General features: G+C 36.7%; 15 protein-coding genes. 9 read left to right on the top strand and 6 right to left on the bottom strand.

The features are described 5' to 3' along the window. Positions 1-108: 108 nt before the first annotated feature. The gene (prfC, locus tag J3U57_RS11700) at positions 109-1,701 is read right to left on the bottom strand and encodes a peptide chain release factor 3 (protein WP_267344851.1); all 1,593 of its coding nucleotides are present in this window, start codon (positions 1,699-1,701) and stop codon (positions 109-111) included. Between the two features lie 188 nt (positions 1,702-1,889). Between prfC and ilvY the strand changes: the two genes are divergently transcribed. Both ilvY and J3U57_RS11690 read left to right on the top strand, forming a co-directional pair. Next, positions 1,890-2,795 (top strand): HTH-type transcriptional activator IlvY, encoded by a 906-nt coding sequence (gene ilvY, locus J3U57_RS11695; RefSeq protein WP_267332483.1) that lies wholly within the window; start codon positions 1,890-1,892, stop codon positions 2,793-2,795. Between the two features lie 113 nt (positions 2,796-2,908). Next, positions 2,909-4,990 carry a 3-hydroxybutyrate oligomer hydrolase family protein gene (locus tag J3U57_RS11690; RefSeq protein WP_267344850.1) on the top strand — a complete coding sequence of 694 codons (2,082 nt, stop codon included), beginning with the start codon at positions 2,909-2,911 and terminating at the stop codon, positions 4,988-4,990. Positions 4,991-5,026: 36 nt separating this feature from the next. Here the strand turns inward: J3U57_RS11690 and J3U57_RS11685 are convergent, their stop codons facing one another. From J3U57_RS11685 to fsa, 3 genes are all read right to left on the bottom strand, one after another. Continuing rightward, complete coding sequence (locus tag J3U57_RS11685; protein WP_267332481.1) at positions 5,027-5,638, bottom strand: ACP phosphodiesterase; 612 nt, start codon at positions 5,636-5,638, stop codon at positions 5,027-5,029. Positions 5,639-5,655: 17 nt separating this feature from the next. Beyond that, on the bottom strand, positions 5,656-6,444 hold the full coding sequence (locus J3U57_RS11680; protein WP_267332480.1) for a siderophore-interacting protein: 789 nt from the start codon (positions 6,442-6,444) through the stop codon (positions 5,656-5,658). Positions 6,445-6,595: 151 nt separating this feature from the next. Beyond that, on the bottom strand, positions 6,596-7,258 hold the full coding sequence (fsa, locus tag J3U57_RS11675; protein ID WP_267332479.1) for a fructose-6-phosphate aldolase: 663 nt from the start codon (positions 7,256-7,258) through the stop codon (positions 6,596-6,598). Between the two features lie 303 nt (positions 7,259-7,561). Between fsa and J3U57_RS11670 the strand changes: the two genes are divergently transcribed. After that, entirely contained in the window at positions 7,562-8,380 is an 819-nt protein-coding gene (locus J3U57_RS11670; protein ID WP_267344849.1) for a helix-turn-helix transcriptional regulator, read from the top strand. A 17-nt stretch (positions 8,381-8,397) separates the two neighbouring features. Here the strand turns inward: J3U57_RS11670 and J3U57_RS11665 are convergent, their stop codons facing one another. Next, entirely contained in the window at positions 8,398-9,135 is a 738-nt protein-coding gene (locus tag J3U57_RS11665) for a LysR family transcriptional regulator (protein ID WP_267344848.1), read from the bottom strand. Between the two features lie 107 nt (positions 9,136-9,242). On the opposite strand from J3U57_RS11665, the gene J3U57_RS11660 reads away from it, so the two are divergent. From J3U57_RS11660 to J3U57_RS11635, 6 genes are all read left to right on the top strand, one after another. Further along, positions 9,243-9,770 carry a DUF4865 family protein gene (locus tag J3U57_RS11660; RefSeq protein WP_267332476.1) on the top strand — a complete coding sequence of 176 codons (528 nt, stop codon included), beginning with the start codon at positions 9,243-9,245 and terminating at the stop codon, positions 9,768-9,770. Positions 9,771-9,917: 147 nt separating this feature from the next. Further along, positions 9,918-10,412: a MarR family transcriptional regulator gene (locus J3U57_RS11655; protein ID WP_267344847.1), complete on the top strand. Its 495-nt coding sequence runs from the start codon at positions 9,918-9,920 to the stop codon at positions 10,410-10,412. Between the two features lie 18 nt (positions 10,413-10,430). Then, on the top strand, positions 10,431-11,420 hold the full coding sequence (gene hlyD, locus J3U57_RS11650; RefSeq protein WP_267344845.1) for a secretion protein HlyD: 990 nt from the start codon (positions 10,431-10,433) through the stop codon (positions 11,418-11,420). Between the two features lie 10 nt (positions 11,421-11,430). Beyond that, the gene (locus J3U57_RS11645) at positions 11,431-13,161 is read left to right on the top strand and encodes an ATP-binding cassette domain-containing protein (RefSeq protein WP_267344843.1); all 1,731 of its coding nucleotides are present in this window, start codon (positions 11,431-11,433) and stop codon (positions 13,159-13,161) included. Next, complete coding sequence (locus J3U57_RS11640; protein ID WP_267332472.1) at positions 13,158-14,276, top strand: ABC transporter permease; 1,119 nt, start codon at positions 13,158-13,160, stop codon at positions 14,274-14,276. Before J3U57_RS11645 ends, J3U57_RS11640 begins: the two co-directional genes overlap by 4 nt. Before the next feature lie 19 nt (positions 14,277-14,295). After that, positions 14,296-15,411, top strand: a complete 1,116-nt coding sequence (locus tag J3U57_RS11635; protein WP_267344842.1) for an ABC transporter permease — start codon at positions 14,296-14,298, stop codon at positions 15,409-15,411. A gap of 698 nt (positions 15,412-16,109) precedes the next feature. Here J3U57_RS11635 and J3U57_RS11630 read toward each other — a convergent pair. Then, positions 16,110-17,354 carry a hypothetical protein gene (locus tag J3U57_RS11630; protein ID WP_267344841.1) on the bottom strand — a complete coding sequence of 415 codons (1,245 nt, stop codon included), beginning with the start codon at positions 17,352-17,354 and terminating at the stop codon, positions 16,110-16,112. Positions 17,355-17,683: the final 329 nt, after the last annotated feature.

The raw sequence follows: 17,683 nt of genomic DNA, 5'->3' as shown, positions 1-17,683 counted from the left end.
ACTGACAGTCGCTTTTATTTTATATTGTTTCAATTTCTCTACAATATAAAAAAGCTGGGAAAACCCAGCTCTTTATTTTTTTAAACAACAATGGAGAAATAATAACAATTAATGTTCCCGTGTTTTTCTAAATTCGACATCTGGATAACGTTCTTGAGTTAGATTTAAGTTAACCATACTTGGCGCAATATAGGATAAATTATCACCGCCATCTAACGCTAAATTTTGCTCACATTTGCGTTTAAACTCTTCGAATTTCTTCGCGTCACTACATTCTACCCAGCGTGCGGTGGTCACATTTACCGGTTCATAAATGGCTTCAACATTATATTCAGATTTTAATCGAGCAACGACCACATCAAACTGAAGTACACCAACTGCCCCGACAATTAAGTCATTATTGGCTAATGGTCGAAATACCTGCACAGCACCCTCTTCAGACAATTGCACTAATCCTTTTAATAATTGCTTTTGTTTTAGCGGATCTTTTAAACGAATTCGGCGAAATAGTTCCGGGGCAAAGTTAGGAATACCGGTAAACTTAAGATCTTCACCTTGGGTAAAGGTGTCACCAATTTGAATAGTACCATGATTATGTAATCCGATAATATCACCGGCATAAGCCTCTTCTACATGTTCACGATCGCCAGCCATAAAGGTTAATGCATCAGAAATATTGACATCTTTAGCAAGACGAACATGACGCAATTTCATACCTTTTTCATATTTACCCGACACAATGCGCATAAATGCCACGCGGTCTCGGTGTTTTGGATCCATATTGGCTTGAATCTTAAAGACAAAACCACTAAATTTTTCTTCGCTAGATTCGACTTTTCGCTTATCCGTTTGACGAGCTTGCGGTGGCGGAGCCCAAGCCGTTAAGCCATCTAACATATGATCAACACCAAAATTACCTAATGCAGTACCAAAAAAGACGGGGGTTAAATCACCGGATAAAAATGCTTGTAAATCGAACTCATTCGATGCGCCTTGCACTAATTCAAGCTCTTCACGAAGCTGAGCGGCTAAATCATCGCCAACAGTTTTATCCAATTCAGGATTAGTTAACCCTTTAATAACTCGGACTTCTTGAATGGTATGTCCTTGACCTGTTTGATATAGATAAGTTTCATCTTTGGCTAAATGGTACACACCTTTAAATAACTTGCCACAACCAATAGGCCAAGTAATCGGTGCACACATAATATTGAGTTCGTTCTCAACTTCATCGAGTAATTCTAAAGGATCACGAATATCACGATCTAACTTATTCATAAAAGTCAAAATCGGCGTATTACGTAAACGCGTTACTTCCATTAATTTACGCGTACGATCTTCAACCCCTTTTGCTGCATCAATCACCATTAAACAACTATCAACGGCCGTTAAAGTTCGATAAGTATCTTCTGAGAAGTCTTCATGCCCTGGGGTATCAAGTAAATTGACTAGACATTGATTATAAGGAAACTGCATGACAGAAGTTGTAATCGAAATACCACGCTGCTTTTCCATCTCCATCCAGTCGGATTTAGCGTGTTGGGCATTCGCGCCTCGACCTTTTACCGTTCCAGCTGTTTGAATGGCATGACCAAATAGCAACACTTTTTCTGTAATGGTTGTTTTACCAGCATCGGGATGTGAAATAATCGCAAAAGTGCGACGCGCATTTACTTCATCTAAATAAGCTTGTTCTGTCATAAAATTAACGATAATTATCCTGCACAAAAATAATCGGGCATTTTAACAGAACTTGTTAATTTTTACCATTGCAGTTATTTGCGTTATTGGTTTATCTATGCATAATGTTTGCATAAACTAGTATTGATTAGGTGCTGTTTTGCAAGTTTGCAAAAAAACCTAGCTTTCAGTATAAATTGGATTTTGTTATGAATATTCGTGATTTAAAATTGTTCTTACATTTATGCGAAACATGCCATTTTGGTATGACCGCCGATGCTATGCATGTAAGCCCTTCGACGTTATCCAGACAAATACAACGCTTAGAAGAACATTTTGGTCATGCCCTTTTTATTCGTGATAATCGCCAAGTACAAATAACGCAAGAAGGGGAAAAGGTAAAACGTTTTGCCCAGCAAGTAATCAGTTTGCATCAGCAAGTGCGCCAAGAATTAGATCAATCCAATCAACAATTAGTTGGGGAATTAACCCTATTTTGTTCAGTGACAGCCGCTTACAGCCATTTACCTGAAATACTTGACCGCTTTCGAATTAATTATCCTCTTGTAGAAATTAAACTCTCAACCGGCGATGCGGCAGATGCGGTTGAAAAAATCCAGTCCAATCAAGTCGATTTAGCCATTGCAGGCAAACCAAAACAATTACCTTCAGGAGTCGAATTTTTAAAATTTGGTGAAATAGAGATGGTGTTACTCATACCCAAGCTCAATAGCTCATTTAGTGATAAATTACACCAAAAAAAACCGGATTGGCATAATATACCCTTTATTTTGCCGGAACATGGCCCAAGCCGGCACCGCATTGATTTGTGGTTTAAACAGCAAAAAATCATGAGCCCCAAAATTTATGCAACAGTTGCAGGTCACGAGGCAATTGTTTCTATGGTTGCACTAGGTTGCGGTGTAGCCTTATTACCTAAAGTTGTTATGGAAAATAGCCCTGAAAGAATTCGGGAAAGAATTACTGAATGGTCAACCAATTTAATGGAACCGTTTGACGTTGGGATCTGTGTTCAAAAAAGACGTTTATCAGAAAAAATTATCGCGGCGTTTTGGGGATTATGCAATCTTAATTTACCAAACCAATCCCAATAAACAAAATATCGTGTATAATCATTTACCTAGAAAATAGTTACATTATTAATACTGCAAGCAACATAAAAAATAATTTGACGACAAGCTTGGTTGTTAAAAAAGGAAATATTTTCATGAACACAAGAACTATAAAAATATTAACATCATTAATTCTGCTTACTACAACTACGATTGCTTTTACAGTACATGCCAAAGGTAATACACGTTTAAATATAAACCGTGAAGAGAATAATACTATTGTAAAACCTCAATGGTTAACCATCGAAAGTACAAACTATTATGATGGTGATAGCGATGACTTAGCCACAGCGGGTTTAGGCTTTACACCGCTATCAACAACTAAAATCAATCTTAAGCAGGCTAACCCTACGCAACCAACAACTCAAGAACTAAGGCAATTAAAACTTAACCGATTTATTGATACTAAAACAGGAGAAGGCACTCTTTTTGGTTATCAGCGTAAAACCTTAACCCCATTATTTGATGGCAAAGTGGCAGGTACTGAGGTTTTAGCTACCCTTAAAAATAAAGAAGAAACTGTCGGTTTATTATTACAAATCCCCTTGGATTTTGATAAAAACAAACCTTGTATTGTTGCGGTGCCTGCCACCGATTCCGATGGATTATTTAATGCCCACGATGTACAAATTAGAGGATTATGGGGATTACGTCACAACTGTGCAGTTGTTTACAATGATAAAGGATTAGGCAACGGTATTTATGATATCACTAACCAGCGTGGATTTGCCATTGATGGCAAAACACAAACAGATAATCTTCTTTTTAAACCAGATATTAACAATCGAGAAAGGTATGTTAAAGCTTATCCCAACCGCTACGCCATAAAACAACTGCATTCAAGACAGAATTCAGAGCAGCGTTGGGGGGAATTTGTTTTACAATCCATTGAATTTGCATTTTATCAAATCAACACATTATATTCACCGGATAAAACAATCAAATACAACAAAGACAATACATTAGTATTAGTCTATGGAGCGAGTGATGGTGGCGGCGCAGCACTCAAAGCGGGCGAGCTTGACAAAAATAACATTATAAAAGGAATCGTTGCAGTTAACCCACAAATTGTACCTTATTCCAAAAAAATAGCCGCTAGCGTACAATTCGGTAAAAATACACCTGTTAAAATTCAATATCAATCGATAGCAGAATACAGCGCATACGCTTCACTTTATATCCCTTGTGCTGTGCCAGCAATTATCGAAAACAATAAAGATAAGTATATTCCTTTTGCCGATAAATATGTTTTTTCACAAAACCGCTGTAATGACTTAAAACAAGCAAAACTATTAAAAGAAGGCACACCTGAAGAAGCGCTTGAAAAGCTGCATAAATATGGGTGGACGCCTGAAATGGATATCCAATTACCCTATTTTTATTTTAAAGAAACGGTCAGTTTACCTTATCAATACATTAGCACTTACGGACACTACGACATCACCGAAAGAATGTGCAACTATTCGGTTGCTAGCACACAACAAAATCCCATTTACTATACCGGTAAAGTTGCACCATTAAAGGAAGTCGCCTTTGAACAACTTTGGGGATTATCTGATGGACATTTACCTGTATGGATTGGTAATGATTCAACTGCATTAGCATTGGTCAATAATGAAGATGTAATTTCACCTAGAAGGGATTTCTATTCTAGCTCTGAAAGCAAAGAAAACATTGATTATAATAGTAAAGGGGCTATATGTTTATATAAAAAAATAAACGATCCGCGCGTTCAATATGGTATGGGTCAGATCATTGCTTCGGCTAATTTAAATGGAATTAAAACCTATATTGTACATGGCCGTAATAATGTCAAACAATTACCGGATTACACATCACGAGCTTATGTCGCATTAAATAGCCAAGTTGAAGGTAAAAATTCACAATTACGTTACATAGAAGTTGAAAACACTAGCTATTTAGATGGTAAACCGCCATTTGAAAACATTTTACTTCCTATAGATTATTATGGTGAAGATGCAATGGAGTGGTTATGGGCAAATCTAACGAATAAAGCAACCCTGCCTGAAAGCCAAGTTGTTCATACAAAACCACGAGCAAGTAATAATGACATTACCCTTGATGCTACCATTAAAAACTTAGTGCCGATTTCACAATCACCAAATCGTAACAATGTCATTAAGAAAGAAAACGGTAAACTTACTATTCCAAATTAACAACTAAAGATTATCGGGTAAGTTGATTAACTAAACTTATTTCGATAATCGCCTGTTTTCTTGAAAATGATTGGAACTAACAAATTTTACCATTTGGGGATATAACTTAAAAAAAAGTGATTCAAGCGCTGAATAATGTAGCTTAATATCAACAATTGTCTCTTTTAATAAACTGAGTCTAGGTCTTCGCGCGGCCATACCTTTAAGTACTTTTTCAATAAATTCGATATCAGCATAATTTTCAAGCCATTTACCTTGCCACATTGACTGCATAAAATATTGATAATCGGGTGGATAATCAGTAATAAAAGGGGCAATTTGCTCTTTAGTCAACTGGTTAAATTCAGCTACGGCAGCATAAGATTTTATACCATACTCTGACCAGTATTTAGACAAAAAATGATCCCAAACAATATCTAATGCAATAGGCGCCACTCGCTGGTGAGTTTTTCTAAATAACTGTTTAGCTTGCTTCACTTCGGGTAAAGAATCGATTAGGCTATCGATTCTTCGGTGAAGCATAATGCCATCTGCAATAGTTTGTGGATAAGCTAAATAGGGATCACCTTTCACAAAATCGGCAACACTATTCCCAATCAAGGAACTGTTTGCCAATGTTGCCAAATGTAAATGTGCAAGAATATTCATACAATAAGAATAATTAATTATTCACGGTGTTTAAATTGCCCTTCAGCTAATCCTTCACGCCAATAGCTGGTAATTTGGAATGCGTCGGCTGGCAAATTACTATATTTGTCTTTTAGCGCTCGACGCAGCTGCTGTGCTAGCGATGCCTCCATTCCCCCCCAAAAAAGGAGTGGTGGATTATCCGTAAAATCTGTCGCCAGTATGCTATCAATCAGTTGACTTGGTTGTCCTTTGTCACGGACTAACCAATGAATTTGTTGGTTGTCACGAACGGGTAAGGGTAATACATCGGTTGGATGATTAACTTCAATAAACGCATTGACTTTTTGATAATCAGGCAAGTGCTCAATAGCGTAACTAATAGTAGGCACGGCAGCGATATCGCCCATAAAAACTAACTGCTGATCATCAACGTTTAATTTAGATACAACCCCAACTACACCAACTTGATCACCAACAGTTGCCCGCTGTGCCCATAACGTTGCCAAACCTTCTGGGTGAATAGCAAAATCAATTGCCAATTGTTGTGTTGCTTCATCAAAATAACGCACACTATAAGTTCGAGCCAATTGGCGAGTTCGTTCATTAACAATAATTTTATTATTTTCATCTAACTGTGGAAAAGGAATCTGACCAGATTCAGGATCAGTAAAGAGTAATTTAATATGTGGACAAACCCAAGACTTATCAATCGTGAGTGGCTTACTACAAGTAAAGTGTAATCGAATAAAACTATGGGATATTTTTTCAATTTTAACCACTGTCAATATTGCATTAACAATCACTCTCTTATGTTGTTCTGTCATATTTAAGATCCTTTCATTCCATGTTATTAGCATTATCATACAATAAAATAACCAAAATATAGCCAACTTTTTATTTAACCGTTTTGCGTTCAATACCGCAATTAAACCTTAGCTTTACAAGCAATGCACGCAATAGTATTGACAGTTTGACTTAGTAAGTTAGGGAACCAAAAGCACGGCACCAATCTTGCTCAAACTTTACTATTGCTGCATCAACAGCCGGATCAGAAATAAATTGTTCAGCCACATCAACAGGTAACGTAATTGATTGACATCCAGCTAATAAACAATCCAACGCTTGCCGTGGTGTTCTAAAACTGGCAGCTAACACCATAGATTCAGGACAATGTAAATCTAATAATGTCTGTAACTCTTGAATTGTCTCTTTACTATTGCCGCCTTGCGCATCAATACGATTAACATAAGGCGCAATATATTTTGCCCCAGCAAGCGCACCTAAAAAACCCTGTCCCGCTCCATATACCGCCGTGCCTAAAGTTGGTATTCCTTGTTTGCTCAATTCCTTTATGGCAATTAAACCTTCGGCATTAACAGGTATTTTAGTTACAATAGTTGGCACGGCTTTTCTTAGTTGCTCAGCTTCTTTTATCATCTCTTTAGCCTGGTTCGACAATACTTGAGCAAAAAGCACTTTATCCGAACCTAACAGATCTTGTAACTCGGCTAACAATTCAAAAATCGGCTTTTCTGATTTTGCCACAATACTTGGATTAGTCGTGACACCTTTAATTGGCAATATTGCAGCAAGGCGTTTAATTGCTGAAATATCCGCTGTATCTAAATATAATTCCATACTATGCCCCTTGGTATATAGGTTAATTATCTAAGTGATAAGACACTAGCATAGTAAAAAATATTGTTTTGTTAGCCTAGAAGACGATTTTGCTATTTACTGGATTTTTGTACGCTAAATATAAAAATGAGATCTTGATCACATAATTAATACATTTAATTATAAAGATATTTTATTATTCTTTGCTTTCATCATTCACGGAATATACTCTATAAAACAGCGTGTATTTCTTGATATCATACTCACTTAAATAGCATGAAAATATCCATCAACAACACACTAACTAAGCTGGTTAACGGACAAATGAAGATCAATCATATCTTCTTTGCCGATAATAGCAATGCACCAACACTGCAAACATTCCAGCTTGATTTTCCGAAGATAGAGATTGTGCTGGAAGGTACACAACAAATTCAATTGACTGATAATGCCGGCAATATTATTCACAAAACGTTATCAGCTCATGACCTCTTATATACTGTGGCCCATAGTTGGAATAAACCCATTCTAGAAGAGCCTGTCACCACATTAACCATTTTATTTGTCAAACAACAAATTAACCTCAGTTTACTACATTGGAATGGCAACCAATTTACCTCTTATGGTCAAATCAATACGTTAAGGCGCGGTCCAAGAGTCGGCGCTTTTATTATTCAAGCTCTCGCCGAACTGACTTGGCATAATCAACCATCAGAAAACAATCAAACCGCGCACTTTTTGATACAAAGTCTACTGAGTAATACCTTAGATCTGCTCAATGTCAATGTCGAAACTGCATCGAAAACGGCAAGCATTTTTCAAGCGATCCGACAATATATCGATACCCATTTTTGTGACGATATCACCCGCGACTTTTTAGCCAATATGTTTTATATCTCGCCTAACTATTTATCTCATCTATTTCAACGCGAAGGCAAAATTGGCTTAAATGAATATTTAAATCATGTACGTATAGAATATGCCAAATCACTATTGAAAAATTATGATTTAAATGTCAAAGAAGTCGCACAAGCATCGGGCTTTCAAGATAGTAACTACTTTTGCCGAATTTTTAGAAAAAAAACCGAACGCACACCAACCGAATACCGCCGTCAATACCACAGCAAATTATCACAAAAATAATAAATAAGGTTTAAAAACTAAATCGATTGGTGTTGATAACAATAAAATGCAATCAAATACTGTTCATCATTAAATTTTTCAAAATTATCTTTTTGCAAAAATAACGGCAATAATGCAATTCCCTGCCCTTTTTCGACAAGGTTCAACAATTGGCTTAAAGAATCAACGGTAATAATATTACTCGTCTGTTGGTATAGAGCTAAAGTCTTAGCTCTTAGCGGACAATCAACATCATTATTAATCAAAATAGGCAGTTGTTGATGAGTGATATTTGAATGGCTTTTTAAAAAAGTAACAGGTAAATATTTTGTAGCCACTAAACAATAATCAGCATGATTAAATTTTTTAAACGTAATGACATTATCAAAAAATTGCTCATTAATAACATGGTTCATCTCACTGGTTCTTTTTATAACAATCTCTGTTGAGCCAATTGCATATTTTTGTTGTTCAATCACAATAAATTGGAAAAGAAGTTCAGAAATTAATAGCGTAGGTTGGCGAAATTTAAATGATGTCTTAAGCTGTGCAAATCTATCGAGTGTTTGAATAGCGAAATGATAAAACTGTTGCCCCTCTTCTGTAGGTATGACACCATCAAATCGACGAATAAATAAGCTTGCACCTAACTCATGCTCTATCTTTTTTAAATGAGCCGTCAAGTTTGATTGAGTATAACCCAAAATTTTAGCGGCTTTATTAAGACTATTCACCTCATAAACCGTTTTAAAAATCAATAATCCTTTAAAATTCATTTAAAAACAGTACCTATCACTTTTTTTGATACCCCAATCATAAATGAGGATTATTCAAATCTCAATTCCTTTTCTAAACTAAATCAAACATTGAAAGGAGACAAATTATGCAAGCAATGCAATATAAAATAAATTTACCGGCTGATTATGATATGAAAATAATCAAACAACGAATTATGACTAATGGCCACAAAACGGATGGTTTTAAAGATTTATTATTTAAAGCTTACTTAATTTCAGAAAAAGATAACGATAATATTGCCAATAGCTATTGCCCACTCTATATTTGGCGCCGTACAGAAGGCATGACAACGTTCATATTTGACGGTTATTATGACAATATTCTAACTTCATTTGGTTGGCAAAATATTCATATAGGCGTAGTTGCGCAAATCAATCTCAGTGATCGTTTTGTACAAAGTAAATACATGTTAGAAGAAAACTTTGTCATTGCGACTCAGCCACAATTAAAAGGGTTCGACTTCAAACACCCTACACATCAAAATCAAACAGGACAGATAGTAATCTATAATCCTGATAAATGGATGTATTGTATTTTCACTTTTTTTCATGAAAAACCGACATTAGTTAATCACAATCTCTATCAGGTATTACATCTTTCACTCGGTCAATAATCAACTAAAAGCCAACAGCAAAATAGTGCCGTTACCATTGGAAAACATTTAAATAACAGCCTGTTAATGAATGCTATAAATTGTTATTGTTAAAATTAGTTTCATTTGATATAGTTTCAATTGAAACTAATTTAATATGGCTTTTTTATGGCGATCCCTATTACAACCGTTGAAAAACTGATTGATAAATTTAAATCTCGTGGACTTTCATTCAACTATGATGAGATTTTTTTGACTCGTTTATTGCAGTTTAGTACCGAAACACTGTTAGAAAATCTTAACCAAACTTATCAACAGTATCAGCTTGATGACAAATTATTTGCTATTTTACTGGTAATTTATTGGCATCAACCTGACGGCGTGAAGCCGTCACAAGTCAGTCAGTTAACCAATTTTTCGCGTGTCCAAGTTAGCCGTAGTGTCGAAACCTTGGTCGCAAATGGTCTGATTGAACGTCAAGATGATGCGAACGATCGTCGTTCCCACTGTCTGGTTTTGACAAATAAGGGGACTAATTTTTTTAAAAAAGAGTTACCCCCTATCGAACAGAAAGTGGTTGCTGCCTGGCAAATTATTTCGCAGGAAGAACGGCAGCAGTTACGTTCAATCTTAACTAAACTTTTAAAGCACCTTACTGAATAACGATAAGCGAGAATAGTTATGAAGAAAAAACAGCTCATACCTCTAATATTATTATTCATTTTGGCAATAAGTTGTATCGTTTGGTTTATTTATAAAAGCCCGGCTTCACTGGTTTTATATGGTAATGTCGATATTCGCACTGTGAATAGTAGTTTTCGTGTTTCAGGTCGCTTAATGCAGTTGAATCATGAAGAAGGCGATCATATCAAACAAGGTGATCTATTAGCTAAACTTGATGCTAAACCTTATCAAATTGCTTTAGATCAGGCGAAAGCCAATTTAATGATGCAGCAAGCGCAATTGGATTTAGTCACCACCGGCTATCGTAAAGAAGAAGTCGCGCAAGCTGCTGCACAAGTCTTACAGTATCAAGCGAGTTATGATTATGCCGAAAGCAATTATCAACGCATGGCAACATTGATTAAATCCGCCTCGATATCTAAAGATCAACTGGATAACAGCTTAACCTTGCGAAATCAAGCCAAAGCCAATTTACAGACAGCAAAACAAAAACTAGATCAACTCACTAACGGTTATCGCAAAGAGGAAATTGAATCAGCACAAGCAACCGTTGCTGTGGCAAAAGCTCAGCTTGAACAAGCTGAACTTAATTTATCGGATACCGAACTTTATGCTCCTACTGACGGCACCATTTTAACTCGCGCAGTTGAAGCCGGTACGATGTTGAGTGCAGGCACACCGATTTATGCGATTTCGTTAGATAGGCCAGTTTGGGTACGGGCTTATATCGATGAAGTCAATTTAAGTCAAGCCGTACCGGGTCGAACCGTTTATGTATATACCGATTCTCAGCCGGACAGACCCTATATCGGCCAAATTGGCTTTGTGTCTCCTACGGCAGAATTTACCCCGAAAACGGTTGAAACCCCCGTATTACGCACTGATTTAGTTTACCGTTTGCGAATTCAAATTAACCAAACCGGTGAAGGGCAAGCAGATGAGATGTTACGTCAAGGTATGCCGGTAACCATTAAATTTTCACAATAATGGTGACATTATGCAAAATCATCAGCAAATTGTACTCGACAAGGTCACCAAACAGTTTGTGCAAAACAATCAACCGGTAACAATTGCTATAAAGCCGTTATCGATAACCCTTTCCGCACATGGGGTAACTGGTTTGGTGGGTCCGGATGGCGCCGGCAAAACTACCTTGTTACGAATGTTAGCAGGGTTGCTTACGCCAAGTGAAGGCCAAATTACTGTTGCAGGATTAAACCCGATAGAAAACCGCGATCAACTACGGACAATTGTAGGCTATATGCCCCAAAAGTTTGGTCTTTATGAAGATTTGACCGTGTTAGAAAATCTTAATTTATTTGCTGATCTACGTGATATCAAAAGCGAAGATCGTCAGCAAATTTTCGATAAACTGCTTAAATTTACCGATTTGGCGCGCTTTACTGAACGACTAGCCGGTAAGTTATCCGGCGGGATGAAGCAGAAACTTGGTCTAGCTTGTACTTTATTGGGCGATCCACAAATTTTGTTACTTGATGAACCGGGTGTTGGCGTTGATCCGATTTCACGCAAGGAACTATGGCAAATGGTGCATCAGTTAGCCAATGAAGGGATGCTTATCATCTGGAGTACATCTTACCTTGACGAAGCTGAACAATGTAAATCCATTTTATTGCTTAATAAAGGTGAATTACTTTTTCAAGGACAACCGCAACGGCTAACCCAGCGCGTTGCCAATCGAGTTTACTTGCTTTCTTCATCTACATCAAATCGAACGTTATTACAAACAGTTTTAAAATTACCCGCGGTAAGTGACGGTGTGATTGAAGGCGATAATATTCGCTTGATTATAAAATCAGATCAATCTATTGAGCAAATATTGAAGCATCTGTCTATCCCCGATATTACCAGTAAACCCACTTGTGGGCGTTTTGAAGATGCATTTATCGATTTACTTGGCGGTATTACTCATAAAGAATCGATATTGACTAAAATTATGCCGAAAATATCGGGATCACTCGATGATATTGTTATCGAAGCCAAAGATTTAACAAAAACTTTTGGCAGCTTTATTGCCACAGATCAGGTAAATTTTACCATTAAACGCGGCGAAATTTTTGGTTTATTAGGTCCGAATGGCGCAGGTAAATCAACAACGTTTAAAATGATGTGCGGCTTATTGCCTGTTAGTCGCGGAAAAGCCTTAGTCTTGGGGTTAGATCTGAAAAAAAGTGCGATCCAAGTACGTGAACGAATTGGCTATATGGCGCAACGCTTTTCGCTATATGATAAATTGAGTGTGTATCAAAATCTGCGCTTTTTTTCGGGGATTTATGGCTTGATGGCAGATGAACAAAAACAACGTATGAACGAGATGATAACCGCATTCGATTTAGAGCCAATGTTAGCTAAAAAACCTGAATCATTACCACTAGGATTCAAACAACGCTTAGCTTTAGCTTGTGCTTTGATGCATAAACCCGAAATTGTCTTTTTAGATGAACCGACATCAGGTGTCGATCCGATAACGCGTCGTGAATTTTGGGTTCATATTAATAGTCTGGTTGAAAAAGGTGTAACGGTTATGGTGACAACGCACTTTATGGATGAGGCTGAATATTGTGATCGTATCGCTTTAATTAATGGTGGCAAAGTGATTGCTTTAGGTTCACCAAATCAATTAAAGCAATCCGTCGCCGACAATGCAACTATGGAGCAAACTTTTATTAAACTGGTCGTTGATGCTAAATCAGGAAAAACATTATGATGTTTTCATTCAGCCGTACATTGACACTGTGTAACAAAGAGATTAAGCAAATCCTTCGTGATCCAAGTAGCTGGATAATCACCATTATTATTCCCTTGTTATTATTGTTCCTATTTGGTTATGGTATTAGTTTAGATTCCAACAAAATTCGTATTGGTGTATTAGTCGAACAACAAAGTCAGCCGGCTCATGATTTTGTACAAGAATTGAATGGTTCCCCCTTTATTGATCCTGTGTTTTCAAATAACCGCTATGAATTATCAACAAAATTAAGCGCCGGACAAATTCGAGGGATAGTTGTCATACCCGTTAATTTTGCGCAAGCAGTACAAAATCACCAAGGAACTATTCAACTTATCACCGATGGCAGTGAACCCAATACTGCTAATTTTGTACAAGGTTATTTAACGAGCATATGGCAAATTTGGCAACAAAAGCAAAATCAACAACGATTGATTGACCATCGTCAAGGTATTGAAATAACCTCGCACGTTTGGTTTAACTCAGCGGCGATAAGCAAAAACTTTATTTTGCCTGGCGCTATCACGATCATTATGACAGTGATAGGTTCAATTCTAACTGCTTTGGTGATTGCTCGTGAATGGGAACGTGGCACGATGGAAGCGTTATTATCAACGCCAATGACTAAGTTAGAGTTTTTATTATCAAAGCTTATTCCCTATTATCTAATTGGTCTACTCGCGTTAATTATTTGTGTAATTGTGACGGTGGGCATCATGCAAGTGCCTTTTCGCGGTTCGATTACACTATTATTAATTGTGAGTAGTTTATTTTTACTGGTTATTTTACAACTGGGTTTATTGATATCAACATTAGCCCGCAACCAGTTTAATGCAGCTATGATTGCATTAAACGCGGCATTTTTACCAGCCGTTATGCTTTCGGGATTCGTATTTGAAATCAATAGTATGCCGGCCATTATCCAACTCGTTACTTATATCATCCCAGCTCGTTACTACGTCAATATTTTACAAACGCTGTTTTTAGCCGGCGATATTGTATCGGTAATGCTAATTAATGCGTTTTTTTTAATCATCTGCATCTGTCTTTTATTTGTGGTGATATTAAAAAAAACCCGTATGCAATTAGATTAAGATAACCGGAACAAATACTATGATAAAATTGATTAACACAATAACCCTATATCGAACTTTGACTCTAATAAAAAAAGAGCTCGCCCTACTTTGGCAAGATAAACAAACCCGTCTTATTTTAGTCATGCCAGTTTTACTGCAAATTTTTATCTTTCCTTTTGCTGCTACGCTTGATGTCACCAATGCAACAATAGCCGTGTATAGACCAACAATAGATGAACCGAGTTCAGAGTTAATTAATCGATTTGCACATTCGAGTTCTTTTTCTAAAATATTAGTACTCGATTCACAGCAGGCCATTAGTGATACAATTAATTATCAAAAAGCCTTAGTTGCGGTGCAATTTCCAAGTGATTTCTCGCAAAAATTACTTAGTGGGCAATCCACACAAATCCAAATTATTTTAGATGGTCGCAAGTCTAACAGTGCGCAAATTGCTGCTAGCTATATTCAACAAATTATTATGCAATATCAGCAAGAACAACTAGGGCAAAATAGTAGTCAATTGATTGTCCGTCATCGTTACAACAGTAATTTAGACTATAAACATTTTATCTTACCGTCCTTAATTGCGTTAATTACGACTATCGGCGTTATGATTGTCACCTCACTTTCGGTAGCACGTGAACGCGAACAAGGTACCCTTGACCAGTTACGCATTTCACCTTTAATGACTTGGCAAATTTTTACTGGTAAAGCAATACCAGCAATTATTGTCGCCATGTTACAAGGCAGTCTGATACTGATTGCCAGCATTTTTCTTTATGGCATTACCTTTCAAGGATCACTCATTTATTTTTATTTATGTATGTTTAGTTATGGATTATCGTTAGTTGGATTTGGCTTATTTATTTCTGCACTTTGTTCAACTCAACAACAAGCATTTATTGGTATTATTACCTTTATGATGCCGGCAATATTATTATCAGGATTTATTGCGCCGGTCGAAAACATGCCAATTTTTTTACAATATCTAACAGAAATTAATCCGGTGCGCCATTTTGTCGAACTAACAAAGCAGATTTATCTAAAAAATGTCAGTTTTGCTATTATCTGGCATAGTTTATGGAAACTGTATGCCATCACAATATTATTAGGTGGTAGTGCTTACTATCTATTTAAAAAGTATGTGTAACATCTCATAACATTCGAAGATTCGAATAATGTCTATGATGATTATTGACCTATTTTGATGCCACTTATACTACGACAAGCTTGTTATTTATTATTTTTAACGCTCTATAAAACCAAATCAGCGTCTGAAGAAAAAAGATTTGGCGACCAACCGCGTGAATAACTTACCTGCTGCTTACTGAGTTAAATAGATGTATTGCTTAAATTTTAATCTAATTGTATGCTTGCGGCTCCGACGCCCGCGCCTCGTTCGTTTGCAACGACTCGTTGCGGGCTTTTACCACAACATTTACTTCGTTAATGTTATGGCAACGTCGCGTGTATTCATCGCTATAACCATCCACACCATACTCGCACTCAAGTTGTACGCCAAATTCGGTTAAAATCACTTATGGCGAATGCTCGCTTAACTTAGTTACGAAACAAGCTACACACAAAAATCGACTTATTAAGATATGTTTCAAATTGAAATAAAACCATTTTAAAACAGTAACCTAATTACTGGTTAATGACAAATACACTTGAATTATATGTTCTTAAAAAAGTATATTCTTTAAATAAAAATACTTTATTAAAATTCTGTTGATAATCCAATTTGTGACAAATATTGATCATAAATCCTTATTGCAACATGAAATCCTTATCTAATTTATACTATTTAAATCAATTGGATAGTCATTAAATAAACACGTAGTTAAATCATTCTCTACATAAAACATAATGCATATTGGTATCGATACCCACACCAACATCACCATAGTACAAACCTATTCGAAAGTGTGCACTATTACCACCCGATAATGTTCCCCAATAGTCTGCTGTCCAAAACAGCTGATCTAGCCAGTGTGATTTTGGATAGGTATTTTTATCTAAATGTCCCCATTCACCCAAAATGCTTTCGCCAATTGACCTTGTATAAGCATTATATTGATAAAGCCAATTCATTGGCGCAGCACGACGAGGAGAATTAGTTAATTCTTTACGAGTTATCAAACTACAAAAATTAGACGCATTCTGCCAATTATATGCAAATTCATAAGGTACAACCCAAATACCTCGTGGATCAAAAGTATAATCATACGTCAACAATGGATTGTTTTTTAACGTTGCCCGAACAGTGACAGGTCCAGAAGGCTTATCATTAAGTAATACGTTGCCTAATTTATCAATCGAGACTTTTCCACCAGGATTGTTAGGAACAGAATAGTTATAATCTGTTTGCGCACCAGTTAATATTAGCTGAAACTGTGCACCAGGAAAGCCAGTAGAAGGAAACTTATTTGACGATACTGATGGCACCGCTTTAAAACCCAAATTAGGCACATAATCTGAAGTATAACCACCGCCATTAAGAGGATCAGGTTTTGTGCTGTCTGGTATATTCCACCAATTATCTGAATCTGAATCAAAGTTAAAATCGCCCTTTTGATTATTAGTTAACCATTGCTTAGCGGGTAGCACAATTGTTGCGTTAGGTTTGAGATAACATACTTCGCGTTTAGATAAAATATAATAACTGTGGCTTGCCCCCGTAAATTGACCTATATCCGGTATACCATAACGGGTTGCTAAAGCACCATCATCGGCACTAAGGGTTGATTTATAGGGAGATTTACACGCATCTAACTCACTATTCGGATTCGATTTCACATAATCGGTCACATCTTCACCATCGTACGTTTCCCATTTCACTCTCATAGAACCCGTTATGGTAAAAAGTTTATCTCCATCTGCATCACGCCAATAATTATTTGCCACTATCACATTAGCTAACGGCATTGATGGATAATTACTAAAAGGTAAATAGGTTTTAATATCATTAAAAGTTGTCGACACTTTTTCTATCACAATGGGCTCGACTACTGATGATTTGTCTTCCAACGCGCTTATCACCTTATTATTCGGTAACGTTAGCGATAACAGTGGTAATATTGTTGTTGACACTGTCTTTCCATTGTCAAACGTTAAATAAGGCCCTGTGCCATTAATTACTCGAGCTGTTTGTGAGTTTAAGCCATACACCTGCTTTATCGATAACGCTGTCAACATTAATAACAAAAAGAGGTTTGATAATCCTAAATTTATTATGCCCTTTCTGAAACAAATTTTGACAAAGGATTGTTTACTTTGATTAATATTTGAAAAATGTAGAAATAAATTTAAAGATGGATTTTTGAACAAAAAATTGCGATGCCCGATGCCCGATGCCCGATGCCCGATGCCCGATGCCCGATGCCCGATGCCCGATGCCCGATGCCCGATGCCCGATGCCC

The sequence above is a fragment of the Gilliamella sp. B3464 genome (assembly GCF_026536145.1).
In the GTDB taxonomy this organism is placed as follows: Bacteria; Pseudomonadota; Gammaproteobacteria; order Enterobacterales; family Orbaceae; genus Gilliamella.
Note: the sequence above shows the minus strand (reverse complement) of the source record. Positions and strands in the feature narration are given on the sequence as shown.

Bases quoted from the DNA above. Each gene is read 5' to 3' on its own strand.
- fsa (WP_267332479.1), bottom strand. From the start codon at position 7,258: ATGGAATTATATTTAGATACAGCGGATATTTCAGCAATTAAACGCCTT.
- hlyD (WP_267344845.1), top strand. From the start codon at position 10,431: ATGAAGAAAAAACAGCTCATACCTCTAATATTATTATTCATTTTGGCA.
- J3U57_RS11685 (WP_267332481.1), bottom strand. From the start codon at position 5,638: ATGAATATTCTTGCACATTTACATTTGGCAACATTGGCAAACAGTTCC.
- J3U57_RS11655 (WP_267344847.1), top strand. From the start codon at position 9,918: ATGGCGATCCCTATTACAACCGTTGAAAAACTGATTGATAAATTTAAA.
- J3U57_RS11680 (WP_267332480.1), bottom strand. From the start codon at position 6,444: ATGACAGAACAACATAAGAGAGTGATTGTTAATGCAATATTGACAGTG.
- J3U57_RS11665 (WP_267344848.1), bottom strand. From the start codon at position 9,135: ATGAATTTTAAAGGATTATTGATTTTTAAAACGGTTTATGAGGTGAAT.
- J3U57_RS11645 (WP_267344843.1), top strand. From the start codon at position 11,431: ATGCAAAATCATCAGCAAATTGTACTCGACAAGGTCACCAAACAGTTT.
- J3U57_RS11670 (WP_267344849.1), top strand. From the start codon at position 7,562: ATGAAGATCAATCATATCTTCTTTGCCGATAATAGCAATGCACCAACA.
- ilvY (WP_267332483.1), top strand. From the start codon at position 1,890: ATGAATATTCGTGATTTAAAATTGTTCTTACATTTATGCGAAACATGC.
- J3U57_RS11635 (WP_267344842.1), top strand. From the start codon at position 14,296: ATGATAAAATTGATTAACACAATAACCCTATATCGAACTTTGACTCTA.
- J3U57_RS11660 (WP_267332476.1), top strand. From the start codon at position 9,243: ATGCAAGCAATGCAATATAAAATAAATTTACCGGCTGATTATGATATG.
- prfC (WP_267344851.1), bottom strand. From the start codon at position 1,701: ATGACAGAACAAGCTTATTTAGATGAAGTAAATGCGCGTCGCACTTTT.
- J3U57_RS11690 (WP_267344850.1), top strand. From the start codon at position 2,909: ATGAACACAAGAACTATAAAAATATTAACATCATTAATTCTGCTTACT.
- J3U57_RS11640 (WP_267332472.1), top strand. From the start codon at position 13,158: ATGATGTTTTCATTCAGCCGTACATTGACACTGTGTAACAAAGAGATT.